Annotated in this window: 16 protein-coding genes; 5 read left to right on the forward strand and 11 right to left on the reverse strand. The window is 59.7% G+C overall.

Annotated features, from left to right (window positions below):
• Positions 1 to 34: 34 nt before the first annotated feature.
• The 8 genes from H7C18_RS05755 to H7C18_RS05790 form a co-directional block, all read right to left on the reverse strand.
• The gene (locus tag H7C18_RS05755; protein ID WP_185128070.1) at positions 35 to 1543 is read right to left on the reverse strand and encodes an alpha/beta hydrolase family protein; all 1509 of its coding nucleotides are present in this window, start codon (positions 1541 to 1543) and stop codon (positions 35 to 37) included.
• Positions 1544 to 1614: 71 nt separating this feature from the next.
• On the reverse strand, positions 1615 to 2376 hold the full coding sequence (locus tag H7C18_RS05760; protein WP_337913025.1) for an ABC transporter permease: 762 nt from the start codon (positions 2374 to 2376) through the stop codon (positions 1615 to 1617).
• Position 2377: 1 nt separating this feature from the next.
• Positions 2378 to 3298: an ATP-binding cassette domain-containing protein gene (locus H7C18_RS05765; RefSeq protein ID WP_185128072.1), complete on the reverse strand. Its 921-nt coding sequence runs from the start codon at positions 3296 to 3298 to the stop codon at positions 2378 to 2380.
• A gap of 73 nt (positions 3299 to 3371) precedes the next feature.
• On the reverse strand, positions 3372 to 4295 hold the full coding sequence (locus H7C18_RS05770; RefSeq protein ID WP_185128073.1) for a sensor histidine kinase: 924 nt from the start codon (positions 4293 to 4295) through the stop codon (positions 3372 to 3374).
• Between the two features lies 1 nt (position 4296).
• Positions 4297 to 5001 carry a response regulator transcription factor gene (locus tag H7C18_RS05775; protein WP_185128074.1) on the reverse strand — a complete coding sequence of 235 codons (705 nt, stop codon included), beginning with the start codon at positions 4999 to 5001 and terminating at the stop codon, positions 4297 to 4299.
• A gap of 395 nt (positions 5002 to 5396) precedes the next feature.
• Complete coding sequence (locus H7C18_RS05780; RefSeq protein ID WP_337912966.1) at positions 5397 to 6149, reverse strand: ABC transporter permease; 753 nt, start codon at positions 6147 to 6149, stop codon at positions 5397 to 5399.
• The gene (locus H7C18_RS05785) at positions 6118 to 6876 is read right to left on the reverse strand and encodes an ABC transporter ATP-binding protein (protein ID WP_185128076.1); all 759 of its coding nucleotides are present in this window, start codon (positions 6874 to 6876) and stop codon (positions 6118 to 6120) included. Before H7C18_RS05785 ends, H7C18_RS05780 begins: the two co-directional genes overlap by 32 nt.
• Positions 6877 to 6941: 65 nt before the next feature.
• Entirely contained in the window at positions 6942 to 7844 is a 903-nt protein-coding gene (locus H7C18_RS05790) for a hypothetical protein (protein WP_185128077.1), read from the reverse strand.
• 227 nt (positions 7845 to 8071) lie between these two features.
• Here H7C18_RS05790 and pdxR point away from each other — a divergent pair, with 227 nt between their 5' ends.
• Positions 8072 to 9508, forward strand: coding sequence for a MocR-like pyridoxine biosynthesis transcription factor PdxR (gene pdxR, locus H7C18_RS05795; protein WP_185128078.1), 1437 nt, complete (start codon positions 8072 to 8074; stop codon positions 9506 to 9508).
• Between the two features lie 84 nt (positions 9509 to 9592).
• Here pdxR and H7C18_RS05800 read toward each other — a convergent pair whose 3' ends face one another.
• A complete protein-coding gene (locus tag H7C18_RS05800) occupies positions 9593 to 9796 on the reverse strand; it encodes a hypothetical protein (RefSeq protein WP_185128079.1) in 204 nt (67 codons plus the stop codon).
• Positions 9797 to 9992: 196 nt separating this feature from the next.
• Between H7C18_RS05800 and H7C18_RS05805 the strand changes: the two genes are divergently transcribed.
• The 4 genes from H7C18_RS05805 (at position 9993) to H7C18_RS05820 (ending at position 14265) form a co-directional block, all read left to right on the forward strand.
• A complete protein-coding gene (locus H7C18_RS05805; protein ID WP_185128080.1) occupies positions 9993 to 10979 on the forward strand; it encodes a serine hydrolase domain-containing protein in 987 nt (328 codons plus the stop codon).
• A gap of 94 nt (positions 10980 to 11073) precedes the next feature.
• Complete coding sequence (locus H7C18_RS05810) at positions 11074 to 11895, forward strand: DeoR/GlpR family DNA-binding transcription regulator (protein ID WP_185128081.1); 822 nt, start codon at positions 11074 to 11076, stop codon at positions 11893 to 11895.
• The gene (murA, locus tag H7C18_RS05815; protein ID WP_185128082.1) at positions 11876 to 13165 is read left to right on the forward strand and encodes a UDP-N-acetylglucosamine 1-carboxyvinyltransferase; all 1290 of its coding nucleotides are present in this window, start codon (positions 11876 to 11878) and stop codon (positions 13163 to 13165) included. The genes H7C18_RS05810 and murA overlap by 20 nt, the downstream gene beginning before the upstream one ends.
• 152 nt (positions 13166 to 13317) lie before the next feature.
• Positions 13318 to 14265, forward strand: a complete 948-nt coding sequence (locus tag H7C18_RS05820) for an NAD-dependent epimerase/dehydratase family protein (RefSeq protein WP_185128083.1) — start codon at positions 13318 to 13320, stop codon at positions 14263 to 14265.
• Between the two features lie 154 nt (positions 14266 to 14419).
• Here the strand turns inward: H7C18_RS05820 and H7C18_RS05825 are convergent, their stop codons facing one another.
• Complete coding sequence (locus H7C18_RS05825) at positions 14420 to 15922, reverse strand: MFS transporter (RefSeq protein ID WP_337912972.1); 1503 nt, start codon at positions 15920 to 15922, stop codon at positions 14420 to 14422.
• A 2-nt stretch (positions 15923 to 15924) separates the two neighbouring features.
• Positions 15925 to 16500 (reverse strand): hydrolase, encoded by a 576-nt coding sequence (locus H7C18_RS05830; RefSeq protein WP_185128084.1) that lies wholly within the window; start codon positions 16498 to 16500, stop codon positions 15925 to 15927.
• Between the last annotated feature and the right edge of the window lie 65 nt (positions 16501 to 16565).

Below are 16565 nucleotides of genomic sequence, written 5' to 3' on the forward strand. Positions count from 1 at the left end.
TCGGATTGGCGAAGAAGCTCGGTTCTCCTGCCCGTCAATTCAATTCCACCTTTTCCAATTCCGGGTACTTCACGGCGAGCGAATCGATCGACTCTTCGGTCTCCCCCTTTAAATGCCGGTCGAAAAACGACAAAGTGACGGCTTCCGTTATTTTTAGATTGCTGGCCGGGTCGAGATCACCGCCGATGCCGATGAGCTTGCGCAAAAAGCGGTCGCCGACGAAGAGACCGATATCCGTAAACTTCATGTGATCGCTGCCTTTGATCGTATACAAGCTGCCGGACGCCTTCAAAATCTCGGCCAAACGGACGCTTACCCGATTCGCCCGCTCGTAATCTTTCTCGTACGCTTTCTTGCTTCCGTAATCCGACAGGATAACCTGCTGCTGCCCGTCGGTCATCTCTTCAAACTTCTGCAGATAGCCCTTCCCGCTTTGAATCATTTGCACGTGATTAAGATCGTTCGCGAGCATGAGAAACGGCGCCATGGGTGCTCCTTCTTCGGGTTCGTCGTAGACGGTGCCGTCCAAATCGATGGCCGCCTTGACTCGGCTGTCGCGAATCGCCAAGCTGTAAGCTGCCGAACCTCCCAGAGAGTGGCCGATCGAACCGATCTCGTTCAGGTTCAATTTTCCTTTAAAGATGGAATCCGTACCTCCGTCGTTCATTTCGCCCAACTGATTCAACACGAACTCCTGATCGTCCGCCATGATTTGAGATAATTGGGCCGAAACATCCTTTTGAAACTGCGCGGTAATCTCTACAGGCGTCGCCGTCCGGTCCGGGAAGACGGTGGCTGCCGTCAAGTAAGTGTGGTCGATCGCCATGACGACATACCCGTTGCTGGCCAAGTCCTCGCATTGGGAAGTCTGAGCTTCCATCGTGGTGCCGGCTCCGTGAGAGAACAGGATGACCGGGTAGTCTGGCTGCTTGCCGGATAGCGGTAAATCTTCTTTCGAATGCGTCTTCGCCAATTTGAGCTGATCAAACGCGATCTCGGGCAGATGATACCCGGCCGTCAGCCATTGGATCAGTTCGGTCGAACCGTTAAAGTACGGAACGTACCGTTTGGAGCTGTCGTCCTGCGCCGGGTAATAAATTTTGACCATCAGCCTTCGCTTTCGGGACGGCGGAGCGAGAAAAGGATCGTCGCGTCTCTCGTCGACAAGCTCCATGTACCGGACGCCCACCGCATCGCTTCCGGTCGGCTTGGGAAGCGTGAATACGGGCAAAGCGTGCGCCAGATAGGACGTAGCCGCAAGACCGACGACGGATAGGCCGATGATGGCTGCCTTCAACGCTCGCGGGAGCTTCTTGCCGATGAACCTGCCGCTTATTTTGATAAGCGCGTACATCGCCAGCAAGGCGACAAACAGGTAGGAAAACGCCAGCTGGTAACGGAAGCCTTCGAACAAGCCGTGTACGAGAAGAAGCAGCAGATTGACGCCGGCCGTCCCGATCCAGACCCTTCTGGACGACATTTTAAAGCTCAGAAACAAGGACGACACGTTCGCCAGGATCAACAAGATTTCAAAAGTGCGCATAAACGTTCTCCTAAGTGTAATTATTACGTTTTTAGTTTGACTTCAGTCCTCGTTGCGGCCGCAAGCGAACCTTACGATCCGCTGTGAACGTCCGTCCGAACGTAATGGAAAAGGCAATAGGTTAGCGAAACGAGGAATACCACCGTAAGAATCAACGCCGCCGTCGGCTCGTAAGGGTTGGAGCCGGCCTGGGCGATTTCTTGCGCCATGCGGCGGACGGGTCCATAAGACGTCAGCCAAGGGAACAAAATGCTCTGTCTTCCGTGTCCGATCTCTCCGATCACCGTAACGATGGTCGCGAAGGAACCGACGACGGCGGCCGGAATGACGCTTTTTCCCGCCATGCCGAAGGCGGCCGCCACGGGAACCGTACCGAACGAGAGCACGATGACCATCAGGTTCATCCGGATTCCGAGCCAGATCGTATTCCATTCGGCGTTTTGTTTGATAAGCTGCACGACTCCCACTCCCAACGCCAGGATGCTGGACAGCGCGGCGGTGACGGCAATCAGGGCGAACACGACCGACAGCTTGGCGGCGAGAATCCGAATCCGCGAGATCGGATAGGAGAAGAGCTGATTGATCGTGCGCTCCTGATATTCGCGCGCGAAGATATAGGCAGCCATGATCGTGAACATCGACGGCCCCATCATGACCAGCATCATCCCTTGCCGGTAAAACACGTACATCATATCCACGCCGACCCGCGCGCCGTCCATCGATACTTTCGGCATCATCACGAACAGCGTAATCAGGTTGGCGGGCAGGGCTCCGACGAGAACGAGCCAAAACATCCTCGAATGCTTCAGCTTCAACAGCTCGGCATAAAACACGTTAAACAAGCGGATCTCCCCCGGTCATTTTCAGAAAATAATCTTCCAGCTTGTCCCCCGACAGCGCGATTCCCTTCACGCCGATCCCGTGGGTGGCCAGTGTGTAGTTGACGTCCGCCGCCCGATCCAGATGCTCGTACAGATGCAGGACGCCGGGGCCGGCTGCGACATAGTCGGATGCATTCAGCTGCTGCTCCAGGATATAAGCCGCCCGCCGTTCGTCGTCTACCTTGATCTCCAGGTAGCGCCGCGATTTCCGCTGCAGCGCCTCGTAGTCGATCTCCTCCAGCAGCTTCCCTTGATGAATGATGCCGACCCGCGTGGCCAATTGTTCGATCTCGCTGAGCAGATGGCTGGAGATGATGAAGGTGATGCCGCGCTGCTTCGCCAACCGGAGGAAGAGCTGCCGGATCTCCTTGATTCCTCCCGGGTCCAGACCGTTCGTCGGCTCGTCCAGGATGAGCAGCTCCGGGTGGTGAAGCAGCGCCCTCGCGATTCCCAGCCGCTGCTTCATGCCCAGGGAGTAGCTTTTCACCTTCTGGCGCTTGGCGCCGATTAAGCCGACCGTGGTCAGCACGTCGTCGATGGCCTCTTTATTGCCCATTCCCATAAGCCGGCGATGGATCTCCAGATTGTCGGCCGCGCTCAAGTTCAAATAGAAACCCGGATACTCGATAATCGCGCCCACTCGTTCGAACGCTCTTGCCCTCTCCCCTGCTCGCCCTTCGCCGAACCATTCGATCTCCCCCGCCGTCGGCCGAATGAGGCCCATAATCATGCGCAGCGTGGTCGTCTTGCCGGCGCCGTTCTGGCCCAGAAAACCGTAGATGTCTCCCGCCCTCACGTTCATATTCAGGTCTTGAACGATGGCTTTTTGTCCGTAGCGTTTGGTCAAATGGCGCGTTCGCAGTACGTAGCTCACGGATAGCCCCCCTTTCAAGAACCAGTTTACCTTGCCGTTTTCACAATTCGCTTATGGATTTCTTACAAAGATCTTAAATCCGGTTCAAACAAAAAGAAAAAACGGTTTTCTCGCCCGGCGCGCTCTTGGCGACGATTCGGCCGCCCTGCCGCTCGACCAGGTTCCTCACGATCGTGAGGCCCAGTCCGGTCCCTTGAAGGGCGGCGTTCCGGGAAGCTTCGCCGGTGTATAGCCGCTCGAAGATATGAGGCAAATCCTCGGGAGAAATTCCTTTGCCGCGATCCCAGACGTCGACCCAGACCCGGTCGGGCTCCTCCCGCAGGCCGATGCCGATCTCCTTGCCGTCGAGGCCGTAGCGCAGCGCATTGGACAGCAGGTTGTGCAGGATGCGCCGGAGCCACGTCTCGTCCGCCCGGACTTGGACCGTCCGATCGGGAATGTCGACCGCGGGGACGATCTCCGATTTCAAGAATTCGGGGTAAAAATCGAGCGCGGCCGCGCGAGCGGCCTCCGCCAGATCGACGGTTCCAAGCTCGGGCTCGTCATCGTCCGCTTCCAGCTTGGCCAGCTCGAAAAACTGCTCCAGCAGCGTCCGCAAGGCATCTCCTTTGGCGGAGGCGATGCGCAGGAAGGCGTCCCGCTCTCCCTCCGACAGCTCGTCGTCGTTGCGGAGCGCCTCCATATATCCGAGCAGCGCGGTGAGCGGCGTTCGCAGGTCGTGCGAGATGTTGGCGATCATGCGCTTCCTCTCTTCTTCCAGGAAGCGAGTTCGTTCGAGCGAAGTTTGAAAGAAGTCGACCAGCCGGTTCAGCTCTCCTCCGAGGTTCTCCAGGCCCTTGCGAGGAAGGCGCAGCCGGTAGCGCAAGTTCAAGTTGCCGTCGCGGATCCCCTTCGTGGTTCGGGACATGCGCTTCAGCTCGCGATGAAGGCGGGCATGCTGAGTCAGCAGAAAAAGGCAAAGGGCGCCGAGGAACGCATACAGAATAAGATTCGGCATGCTAGTTCCCCTCGCCCAGCTTGTAGCCGAAGCCCCACACGGTCTGAAGATAGACGGGGTTCGACGGATCTATCTCGATCTTGGCCCGGAGCCGGTTCATATGGACCATCACCGTATTGTCGTCGGCCAGGCTGTCTTCCTGCCATACGGCCTGGAAAATTTGCGCCTTCGTGAACACGCGGGTCGGATGGGACAGGAATAGCTTCAGGATGCCGAATTCCTTGGCCGTGAGCGGCGTCTTTCGGCCGTCCACGCTCGCTTCGTATGTCCCCGTATCAAGCTGCAATCCGCCATGCTTCAATACGGCAGGCGGCGCGGCGGCGGCGTTCGGCGTAAAGTCGATGTAGCGGCGAAGCTGGGCTTTAACCCTCGCGACCAATTCTCCGATCGTAAACGGCTTCGTGACATAATCGTCCGCGCCTAGCTCCAGGCCGGCGATTTTGTCGATTTCCCGGTCTTTGGCGGATAGAATGATGACCGGCGTCGTTTTCTTCTCGCGGATTTTGCGCAGCACTTCCGATCCGTCCGCTTTGGGCAGCATCAGGTCCAGGATGACGAGTTGGTATTCCTGGGCCGCCAGTCGGGACATCGCATCCTTGCCGTTATAGACGGATTGGACCTCGTAGCCTTCTTTGTTCAAATACTTGGCGATCAAACGATTGATTTCGGCATCGTCTTCCGCCACTAAAATTCGCGCCGGATGCATGGTTTAACCCCCTACCGTTCCATGGAAAAGAGCCGCGGTTCGGCTCCCTTTCCTCTACCGAATTCGCCGCGGCTGCTTTCATATCCTCCCGGACCGAACGTTCGCCTACCTATTGTAACTTCCCGTCTCGATCATCTATTCTGATTACGAGCTTGCCGCCAAATCGCCCATACGGCCATCGACACGAAAAACAGCCACGCCGCGCTCATGCACATTTTGCCATTCTCCCCACGACTTTTTATTTATCGGTCAATAAAAATAAAATAAACCGTTCGGCATCGACTGTCAAGCGTTTGAGTTCCGAGGCGACGAGCCGAGCGCCAAAAAAGCCGCGAACGTTCACGGCTTCCGTTGGGCCTCGCGCATGCTTCTCATGGGATTCTCGTCTGCCGCTCTTAGAACCGCTTGCGCTCGAACTGCATCAGCCCGCCCATATAAGCCATGACGCAATAGGAGAACAGAAGCAGAGTCGTATTCAATAGCTTCCCGGAGGGCACGCCGCCTCCGATCCACAGCGAATACCAATTCGTGTAGGAATACACGGACCAGACCGCCGCAGACGGGAACAGGAACGGCAGCAGCTTCGCCAGCACGTAGACGAGAACGATCAAGCCGAGCGCTCCGGCGCTGTTATGGAACCTTTGCGCCAGAAGGACCGACATGAGCGCGACCGCCAGCATCGGCAGGAACGCAGAGGCGTAGGCGACGACGCCGTCGATCAGGCCGCTCCCTGTCAGACCGCCGCCGGACAGCAGCTCGGCCGCGGCCGACGCGAGCCAAACCGCGCCGAGGGAAACCGCGATGAGCACGGCCAAGGCAAGCACTTTGGAGGCGAACGCCTTGGATCTCGAGATCGGGCGCGTCAGAACAAGCTTGATCGTTCGGGATGCGAATTCGCCGGTGAAGGAATCGACCGCCGCCATGAACAGGAACAGCGGCAAGAGCAAGGTCGTGAACAGGCCGAGCATCAGCATCGGCAGGTCGGAGCCGAGGCCGAAGCCGATCGCCGTGCCGCTTTGCAGCGAGGACAGGGCAGCCGCTCCCAATGCCGGAAGGAGAACCGTCGACAGCAGGAATGCTTTCGTTCGGCGCCTCATCCACAGTTTTTCCATTTCGTTAAGCCAACTCGCCGTCAAGCTGCCCATCATCTTCCGCCCCTTTCGTCTGTCGGATTTGCGACAAATAATACGCCTCCAGCGTGACGCCTGCCGGCACCAGGTCTCGCCGAAGACCCTGCCGAATCATCTCTCCCCGGCGCATGATGCCGAGCCGGTCGATCAGCTTCCCCATATCGTCGATCATATGGCTGGAGATCAGAAACGATATGCCTTCTTCCGCAGCCAACCGTTCGATCGTTAAGCGAACGTCGCGAATCCCTTCGATATCGAGACCGTTCGTCGGTTCGTCAAGCAGGACGAGCTGCGGCTCGGGCAGCAGCGCTCCGGCAAGCGCCAGCCTCATCTTCATTCCTAGCGAATAATGTCCGGCCTTTTCTCCCCGATAAGGAGTCAGACCTACCTGTTCAAGCACTTGGTCGATCCTGCTTTTCGGAAGACCGGGGTAAAAGCGCGCCGCCAGTTTCATCTGGTCGTAGGCGCTCATATATTCATAAACGTCCGCCGTCTCGATCACGGCGCCGACGCGCGACATTCCTTGTTCGAATCGCTCCGGGATGTCGCAGCCGAACAAGCGGATCGTACCCCGGTCCGGTCGGATCAATCCCGTTATCAGCTTGAGCAGCGTCGTTTTTCCCGCTCCGTTCGGTCCGAACAGCCCGGCGATCTCGCCTCGGCCGATCTCGAAGCTGACGTTCCGAATCCCGCGGCCGTTCCGGAATCGCTTAGAGACTTCCTTTGCTTCCAATATCGCTTCCATAAGCATGCTCCTCTCCGCAGGCGCAAGGCAGCCGAATCTCTGTTTGATCCGGCTGCCGGCTTCCGTTAATGATGCCAGGGCGGGCCCCCCGCTTCCCGTTTGACGACTTCCACTTGCTTGCCGGTCAGATCGATCGTATCCGGTACGGTCTGATTGAAGCCGGACAAATTGAAATCGAGCGAGATCACAAGCCGATGCGCCTGGCCGGCATCGTCGGTCCCCGTAACGACGATTTCTCCCGTCTGATGATTCAGGTAATGATCGGCGCCGATTCCGGCATCCAGATCGATCTGCCGAACCTGAACGTCTTTCGTCAAATGCGGCAGATCGGCCTTGATGTCCGGGAGCCCGTGAGCCTCGGTCTGCCAGTCGGCATGGGCGCCGCCGTCAGGTCCGAAGTTCCCCAGATTGGATGCAAGCAAGGAACCGATCGTATTCACGACCGCCGGAATCTGGCTGCCGGACAAATGCAGCGAGGCGTTCTCTCCTCCGTTCGGGGCGTCCTGCACCGTCGCCCGATCCTTCAGGTGACCCATCAGCGCGTCGACAACCGTCTCCAACCGCTTGGGCGGACCGGACTCGGACCCGTGATGCCGCCATTTCGCCGCACCCAGCTCCAGCTTGCGGTACGTATCGCTCGCGTCGCTTTTGAAGACGACTTCGTCCCCTTGCTTGAACACCTGGATCGCATGGGCCGCGTCTCCGTTCCCGATCTTGGCCGTGAGGCTCATCGCGCCTTGCTCCCGGGCGATCTTGGCGACAAAGTCGGCGTTCAACACCTCCTTGCCGTTATCCGTGAACGTAATTTCCCCTTGATTCGTCATGCTGGCCGCCTGCATGTTCATCTTCACGGCCGATTTATACGCATCGTAGCCCGAAGTGCCGGCCATGGCGGAAAAACCGCTGACCAGGAACAACGCCGCTCCGGCACCCAGCGTGCCGCCCATCATCCACCATTTCTTCTTCATAACGTCCCTCCGCTTGGCAAGATGGAAAGTCGTTCGGCATGCCGCTCTTTCGCCGCCCCTCCTCCGGGTCCGTTTGGCCGTCGGACTTCCTATCTCCAGATTAGCCCGCAACTCTAACAGCCTTCTAAACGAAGTTCTAAACAATGTCTAAAAACTCGATAGTGGATCATGGGCCGCGGTGGTATGATAAAAGACGGCAGAGCGCAACAATAGACGGGGATGACATTATGTGGCAACCGGATCGGCACAGCCGACAACCGCTTTACGAACAGATTGCAGCCGACTTGCAGCGAAGAATCTCGAGCGGCGAATTTCCGCCCGGAAGCCTGTTTCCGTCCGAGCGAAAATTGGCCGAGCGGCTTGGCGTGAACCGCAGCACCGTGGTCGCGGCCTATGACGAGCTTCGGTCGATCGGGCTCGTCGAGAGCCGGACCGGAAGCGGTACGCGCGTGAACGAGATTCGGCGAGGGGCCATGTCCCTGCACGCTCCTAACTGGAGCCGATACGCCGAGGACGGCAGCTTCCTGCCCAACCTTCCTTATATGAGAAAAATCCGGGAAGCCGTTGCCCGGGATTCCTCCCTGATCGATCTGGCCAGCGGCGAGCTGTCGGCGGACTTGGCGCCGTCCGGGGAATTCGCGGCGCTGCTCGGCGATTATCGCTACGACGCTTATTGGGGCTATGACAATCCGCAAGGCTATATGCCGCTCAGGCAAGCGCTCGTCTCTTACCTCGACAGGCACCGGGGCATTCGGACAACGGAAACGTCGCTTATGATTACGTCCGGTTCCCAGCAATCTTTGTACTTGATCACGCAATGCCTGCTGTCGCCGGGGGACGCCGTAGCGGTTGAAGATCCTTCTTATTGCTACTCTCTGCCGATGTTCCAATCGGCGGGACTGCGCCCGTTCCGCCTTCCCGTCGGCGATCGGGGGATCAATCCGGAGGATGTCTTCGCGTTGTACAAGAAGCATCGCATCAAGATGCTGTTCTTGAATCCGAACTTCCAGAATCCGACCGGTACCGTTCTGGTCCCGGAAAGGCGAAAGCGGCTGCTCGAAATCGCAAGCGAGCTCGGGCTGCCGATCGTGGAAGACGATCCGTTCAGCCTGACGGCGTTCGACAGGGATGTTCCGGCTCCTCTCAAGGCGGAGGATGCCGGCGGCTCGATTCTGTATATCGGCTCCTTCTCCAAGATCGCCGCTTCCGGGCTGCGAATCGGGTGGATGGTCGCCCCCCGTTCCGTCGTGGAGCGGCTGGCCGACGCGAGGCTGCAGATGGACTTCGGGTTAAGCGTCATCCCGCAGCAGGTGGCCGCCGAATTTATCAAATCGGCTTCATTCGAGCCTCATCTGGAGCGTTTGCGAAAGGGGCTGCGGCTGAAACGGGATTTGCTGATCGAGGCGCTGCGGGAACGGCTCCCGGGGCTGGTCGCGTTCGACACACCGCGAGGCGGTCTGCATCTGTGGTGCAAGCTGCAGCGCGAAGTTCACGATGGCAGGCTGCTGGACGAGGCGTTGAAGCGCGGACTTGCTTACGTGCCGGGAAGCGTCTACGGGTCGGACTCGGGATTCGTCCGGTTTACGTTCGCCAGACCGCAGGAAGGCGAGATCGCGGACGGCGTTGCCAGGTTCGCGGGAGCTCTGCGGAAGGCAATCGTCTAACGGGAACGGCGAAAAATGCGAACAACCGCCGAGCGTCAACGTCTCCGCGGTTGTTCCGTTTTCGGGATCGGGTTCCCGGCAGGCTTATTGGTTCAAGAGGGCGATAAGGCAAATGACGACGACAACGATCACGAGCAAATAAATGCCGCCGAGCCTTCCCCACTTCTTGCCCGTATTTTGCATATAACCGGCATTTTCTTCTTTATTGCTCTTCGATTGGCCGATCATGAGCGTGGCGACAAGCCCCGCCGCCATCACGACCACGACTGCAACGATAAGCCAAGTCATACGAATCCCCCGCCAACTGAGTCTTGATCTGCGAAAGGACGGCCTGTCCTCTTCGCGCAATCTCATTATAATGAAGTTATCGGTCGTTTACACCAGCCAATTGCGCGTCAATTGCCCCCATCCAGTTGAGAAACCATGCGAGATTGGGCCGGCGAGCCTATCGACAACCGCACTGCGCGCCCGGAGGAACTTAGCCATGTACCCTGCCTTAACCGCGGCCATCGCTCCGCTGAACTTGAGAAGCTGCCTGATCAGCCGTCGCGGGCGGCTCGAGTTCGAGCATTATCGGGACTCGGCGACAGCCCGTGAGATCGCCAAAATCAATTCGTGCACCAAAAGCATCCTGTCCGCGCTCCTCTGCATCGCGTTGGACCGGGAGCTTCTGCCCGGCCCCGAGACGCTCGCGTCCGAATTTTTCCCAACGCTCGCAAGCTCGGACGACCGCCGCAAACGTAAGATTACGCTGGAGCATCTGCTCACGATGACCGCCGGCTTCGAATGGACCGAGTTCGGCGGCCGCAACTCCTTCCCCCGCATGACGCGATCGCCGAACTGGGTGCGATTCGTGCTGGAGCAGCCGCTGGCGGACGAGCCCGGGAAGAGAATGGAGTACAACTCCGGCATCTCGCAGCTCTTGTCTTCCATTCTGACGCAGGCGTCCGGCATGACGGCGGCCCGCTTCGCCGAGATGCGTCTGTTTGGCCCTCTCGGCATCGAAGAATATGAATGGGAGTCCGATCCTCAAGGAATTTACGCGGGAGGGTTCGGCATGCGTCTTCGGCCGATGGACATGCTGAAGTTCGGCCAACTTTATTTGCGGAACGGACGCTGGGAGAATCGATCTTTGATCCCGGAGGAACTCGTAGCGCGTTCGGTCCGTACCGCCGCTTTGTCGGAAGACCCCCGCCCCGGCGGCTACGGCTGGCATTGGTGGACCGGCTCCTATTCGCCGGAGCCCGATCGTTCGTCCTGTAGGCGTCTGGACTACTTTTACGCGCGCGGATACGGAGGCCAATTTATCTACGTCGTCCCCGCCGCGGATGCCGTCGTCGTTCTGACGAAGGATCAGGGGAAAAGGCAGAAACCGATCGACGTGTTCCGCGAATTCATCGCTCCCGAATTGGCGTCAAGGCTCGATCCGGAAGAACTCGGCCTCTTCACAAAACCGAAAGAAAACGAATGAACATGAATTATCATGATGTTATCATTGACAATCATGAAACATCCGGCATAAGATGAGGTCGTAAGTCGGATATTAATGGGCGAGGGGATGCGTTATGCTAGCGGAAGAACGCCGGCAGCGGATTTTGGAGACACTGCGGGCCGAAGGCCATGTGGTCGCGAAAGAGCTGGCCGAACGGTTCGACATCTCCATCGATTCCGTGCGCCGGGATTTGACGTTAATGGAGGAACAAGGCCACCTCCAGAAAACATACGGCGGAGCCGTCGCCCCGGTACCGGCACCCAAAACGCGCGCCCTTCCGAAGCCCGAAGAGGAGCGATACGGCGACGGCTCGCCACACCAGGATGCGATCGCCAAGCGGGCCGCCTCCTATATTCGCAGTCACGATACCGTATTTATCGGCGGAGCCGGCATCCACTTCGGCATGCTCAAGCATTTGCCGTCGGACATCCCGTTCACGGTCGTGACGAATTCGATCAAAATCGCGGAAGCGATCCGGAAGCGGGAATTTCTGACGTCCTACCTGATCGGGGGCAAATTGCGGGCGGAGTCCGCCGGCAGCATGATCGACGTTCTCGCCATCGAGATGATCGGCAAGTTCGCGATGGACATCGTCTTTATGACCGGAGGCGGCATCGGGCCGGCGGGCGTCAGCACGGCGACTCCGGAGGGAGCCGCCTTTGCCCGCGCGGCCGCGCAAGCGTCGCGCCGGAGAATCTGCCTGGCTCCGCACGAGAAGCTCGGCCATCGCCAATTCGTCGTTTCCGTGCCGATCGACACAATCGATATTCTGATTACCGATCTCGCCGCGCCCAAGAACATAATAGAACAAATCGAACGACAACGCGTGCAGGTGGTGTACGCGGACGACAACGAGACGATGGGAAGTGGCGATCGTGAAATGGATTCGCGTTGAACAGACGACGCGCTTGGAAGGAAGCGTTCAAATACCGGGTTCCAAAAACAGCTCTTTGGCCCTTCTCGCCGCTGCATGCCTGGCCGACGGTCCGGTCGCCTTGCACGGGATTCCGAGGCTTGCGGACTTTCAGGCGGTATTTCGGCTGGCGGAAGAGATAGGCTGCCGCATGTACCGCGACGATTCCGGAATCGTTCACGTCGATTCGAGCGGCATCCGGGACACGGATCTCGATCCGGTTCATTCCTCCTCTTTTCGGACGGCCTATTATTTCATCGGCGCCTTGCTTGCCAAATACGGCGTGGTGTCGCTCGGCTACCCGGGAGGCGACGACTTCGTCAGCCGTCCGATCGACCAGCATATCAAAGCGCTGCAGCTGCTCGGCGCCCGCTTTACGTTTTACCCGAACCGCTATGTCGTCGAAGCGAAGGAATTGACGGGGGCTACCGTCTATTTCGATACGATCAGCTCGGGCGCGACGATCAACGCGATGCTGGCGGCCGCAAGGGCGAAAGGCACGACCGTGCTGCTGAACGCCGCCTGCGATCCCGAGGTGACGGACACGGCCATTTTGCTGAACCGGATGGGCGCCCGCATTACGGGGGCGGGCACGAGCACCGTCCGCATCCGGGGAGTCGAGCGGTTGACCGGCTGCGTTCATACCGTCATCCCCGACCGCCTGATCGCCGGAGCGTTCCTGATGGCTCCCGGATTGACGGGAGGAAGCGTTACCGTCGAGAACGTCATCCCCGATCATATGAGGGCGTGCATCTCGAAGCTGAGCGAGATGGGCCTTGACGTGGAGATCGGCGATCAACGCGTCACATCCCGTTCGGACGGCGCTATCAAAGCGACTCGGGTCCGGACCGCGATGTACCCCGGTTTTCCGACGGACCTGCAGCAGCCGCTGACCGCCCTTCTCACCCAAGCCCGCGGCAGAAGCATCGTCAGCGAGAAAATATACCCGAACCGCTTCGGCCACGTCCCTCAGCTGCTGCGCATGGGAGCGGATATTAAGGTGCGCTCGGGAGTCGCCGTCGTCAAAGGAAAAGCGGCGTTGCAAGGAGCTCACGTGCGGGCTTCGGACATACGGGCCGGCATCAGCCTCCTCCTCGCCGGGCTGGCCGCCGAAGGAAGCACGACCATCTCGGGCGTTCATCATCTCGAACGGGGCTACGAAAACGTCGTGGAAAGCTTCCGGTCGCTCGGCGCCAACGTGAGCTGGATGGAATCCGGCCGGGAAGAGTTCGTGCACGAAGAGGCGCGATAAATAGAGACTTAGCAGCAACAGCTTCCATTTCGATGGAAGTTTTTTTGTCATCGAGATCCTGACACTGTCAATCGTACGATATTCAAAGGAAGGCCGTTCCCGCTTCCATCCGCTATTCTGGGGTTGACCACCCGAGAATGGAGGCATCCGCATTGATCTTAATTACCGGAGGCATGGGTTTTATCGGCCTGCATGCGGCACAAGCGCTGCTGGATGAAGGCGAAGACGTCGTGTTGACGCGATACCGCGAGCACCGTCTTCCCCCTTCCCTTTTTCCGCAGTTGGACCGAAAATTGTTCGTGGAGCAAGTCGATATCGCGGAGCCGGACGCTCTTCTGACGGCAGGCCGGAAATACGGCGTAAGCGGTATCCTTCATCTTGCTTCCCCGCCGATGCTCGGTCCGGCGGCCGGGAGCATCCGGAGCCAAGTCGCCGGCTTATTGAACGTTCTCGAAGCCGGAAGCGCGCTGAACGTCCGAAGAGTCGTTCTGGCGAGCTCGATTGCCGTTTACGCCGGCGCGGACGGCGCTCTTTGGCGGGAGGATGTCCCGCTGCCGCTCGAGTCCCCGTATCCGATGACCGCTTACAAGAAGCTGACGGAAATCATCGGCTCCTTCTGCTCCGGGGCCATGAGCCTGGATACGGTCAGCGTCCGGTTCAGCGCCTACGGTCCGCTGGCGCGCGGCCTGCATTTCCTTCCGGCCCAGGCGGTGCTTGCGGCGGTCCGGGGCAAGCCCCTGTCCGCGTTCGTTCGCGGCGGCATCGATGCGCTGCCCTATGCGGAGGATGGCATCGACTTCGCTTACGTCAAGGACGTCGCCGCGGCGCTGGCCCGGCTGTTGGCGGCCCCTTCCCTTCGCCACCGCGTCTACAACATCGGCAGCGGCCGAATCGTGCCGAACCGGGAGATCGCGGAGGCGGCGCGCCGGGCCGTACCCGGAGCCGGGCTGGAGCTGCGGCCCGGAAGAAGCGGCGAGGCGATCTACCCCGCGTTGGACATCGCGCGGCTGCGGGAGGAGCTCGGCTGGTCGCCCCGTTATACGATCGAGCAAGGAATCGCCGAGTATGCGGACTGGCTTCGGCAAGGGAATGCATTTTAATAACCCCGCAAAGTGGGGCTTAGCTTCGAAGCTTGCTCAGGTACTTTGCGGGGACCCCGGGAACTTATACTTTATAGACCAAAAAGCCGATCCGTTCGGGGACGAACGGAGCGGCTTACGCGTATCGAGGCGAATGAAGCATGAGGACGACAGCTTACCCCGCGCGCGCGTTCCGCTTTCCGCCGCCGGAGCGGGACAGCGACGCGATCAGGCCGAGCACCGTCGCGATGACCAGCGCGGCGATCGCGCGCCGGTAGCCGCCGACGATCTGCGTCAGATCGCCGTGCGACAGGACCGCGTCCGCGCCCGAGTACAGCACATCCTTCAGGCGGGACGGCAGCCCGAGGCCGACGATCATCAGCGTAATCGCCGTGCTGAGCACCTGCCCCATATTGTTCAGCATGGAGCGAAGTCCGTTGGCGACGCCTCTTCGATTGCCCGGAACCGAAGTCATGATCGCCGTCGTGTTCGGGGTTTGGAACAACCCCGCGCCGATGCCGACAAGCAGCATCGCAGTCGCCGTCAAGGCATAGGACGGCACCGGGTCGATCGCGGCGAATAGCAGCGCCAGTCCGGCGAGCGTGATGACAAGCCCGGCCGATGCCAGAAACCTGACGCTGAAGCGCCGGGTCAGCGCGCCGGCGACCGGCGAAGCGACCAGCATGCCGATGACGACCGGAAGCACCCGGAAGCCCGCTTCGGACGAATTCATGCGGTACGCGAATTGGAAAAATAGCGCGAACAGCAGCACGACGGCGGAGCGGGCGAACGAGTTAAGGAACGTTGCCGCATTCGCCAGCAAGTACGGACGATTCCGGAGCAGCCGCATATCGAGCAGCGGCGACGCCGTGCGGCGCTCTCTCCACAGGAACAGCGGAGCGCCGGCCGAGAACAGCGCCAGCCCTCCCAGGACCGTTCCGCTGCTCCAGCCGAGATCCCCGCTTTCCGACAGCGCCATGACAAGCCCGCCCAGCGAAACGAAGAGCAGCGCTCCGCCGAGCACGTCGATCTTCTCCCGTCTCGGCCGCGCCGGAGCGGGACGCAAAATCCAGGCCCCCCACAGGACGGCAACGACGCCGATCGGCACGTTGAACCAGAACACCCAGCGCCAGCCCCAGCTGGCGGCGATTACGCCGCCGACAATCGGGCCGACCAGCTGCGCGGTCGACGCGGTCAGGATATTGATCCCCAGACCGGTGCCGAGCCGGGACGGCGGGAACGCGTCGGCGATCAGCGCGGTCGTGTTCGTGATGACGATCGCCCCGCCGGCCGCCTGCACGACGCGCAGCGCGATCAGCACGCCGGCGTTCGGCGAGAAGCCGATCGCCAGGCTGGCCAGCGTGAACAAGACCATGCCGCAGAGGTACAGCTTCTTGCGCCCGAAGATGTCGGAGATTTGGCCGAACACGAGGATCAGAATCGTGTTGACGAGCATATAGGACAGCAGGATCCATCCCGACGTAACCGCGTTCGCGTGAAAATGCCGGCTTACTTCCGGCAGCGCCACGTTGAGCGAGCCGATATTGATCAGAATCAAAAAGGCGCCGAGGCTCGTAACGGTCAGAACGAGCCAAGGGTAACGCCCGGCGCCCTCGTCCGGCAGATCTCCCGCAGAAGATTCAGCCCGATCGGGGGCGTCGACAACAGGACCGCCCACGATTACTCACCGGCCGATTGCAAGATTTGTTCCGTCGTCCGGACGCGGCCGATTCTCGGAAGAATGGTTTTTACGACATAGTTGTGCTCTTCCTCGGTAATGCCCGACATCGCGTCTTCGGCGAAAACCTGGTTGTACCCGAGCTGGAACGCTTCCCGCGCCGTCGTATCGACGCCGATACCGGTCGCGATGCCGCACAGCACGATCGTGTCGATGCCGCGACGCCGCAGCTGCAGGTCCAGCTCCGTTCCGTGAAAAGCTCCCCACTGCCGCTTCGTCAACAGAAGATCGCTGTCCTTCGCGCCGATCTCCGATACGATCTCGGCCCAGTCCGCGGGACGGGCCGACGGCTGCGGCGGCTGCTGATCCAGCTTGGGATGCAGCATGTCCTTGCCGTCCTTGCTCGACACCCGAACGAGCACGACGAACGCTCCCTTCTCGCGGAAAGCGCCGGCGAGCGAAGCCGCCCGGTTCACCACGTCCGTAGCCGCATACGGCTTCGTGTCATAGCCGACAATCCCCTTTTGCAAATCGATCACGACCAGCGCCGTTTTCTCCCAATCCAACAGCTTCTCCATACCGCAAGCTCCTCCTTGGCGATCCGTCGTTGTGACTTGCAGTGCAGTCGAGTGAACAGACGGTC

The sequence above is a fragment of the Cohnella zeiphila genome (assembly GCF_014212055.1).
Lineage (GTDB): Bacteria > Bacillota > Bacilli > Paenibacillales > Paenibacillaceae > Cohnella > Cohnella zeiphila.

Excerpts from the sequence above, each read along its gene's own strand:
- H7C18_RS05805 (WP_185128080.1), top strand. The coding sequence starts at position 9,993 with ATGTACCCTGCCTTAACCGCGGCCATCGCTCCGCTGAACTTGAGAAGC.
- H7C18_RS05775 (WP_185128074.1), bottom strand. The coding sequence starts at position 5,001 with ATGCATCCGGCGCGAATTTTAGTGGCGGAAGACGATGCCGAAATCAAT.
- H7C18_RS05770 (WP_185128073.1), bottom strand. The coding sequence starts at position 4,295 with ATGCCGAATCTTATTCTGTATGCGTTCCTCGGCGCCCTTTGCCTTTTT.
- H7C18_RS05800 (WP_185128079.1), bottom strand. The coding sequence starts at position 9,796 with ATGACTTGGCTTATCGTTGCAGTCGTGGTCGTGATGGCGGCGGGGCTT.
- H7C18_RS05780 (WP_337912966.1), bottom strand. The coding sequence starts at position 6,149 with ATGATGGGCAGCTTGACGGCGAGTTGGCTTAACGAAATGGAAAAACTG.
- H7C18_RS05830 (WP_185128084.1), bottom strand. The coding sequence starts at position 16,500 with ATGGAGAAGCTGTTGGATTGGGAGAAAACGGCGCTGGTCGTGATCGAT.
- H7C18_RS05755 (WP_185128070.1), bottom strand. The coding sequence starts at position 1,543 with ATGCGCACTTTTGAAATCTTGTTGATCCTGGCGAACGTGTCGTCCTTG.
- H7C18_RS05790 (WP_185128077.1), bottom strand. The coding sequence starts at position 7,844 with ATGAAGAAGAAATGGTGGATGATGGGCGGCACGCTGGGTGCCGGAGCG.
- pdxR (WP_185128078.1), top strand. The coding sequence starts at position 8,072 with ATGTGGCAACCGGATCGGCACAGCCGACAACCGCTTTACGAACAGATT.
- H7C18_RS05785 (WP_185128076.1), bottom strand. The coding sequence starts at position 6,876 with ATGGAAGCGATATTGGAAGCAAAGGAAGTCTCTAAGCGATTCCGGAAC.
- H7C18_RS05810 (WP_185128081.1), top strand. The coding sequence starts at position 11,074 with ATGCTAGCGGAAGAACGCCGGCAGCGGATTTTGGAGACACTGCGGGCC.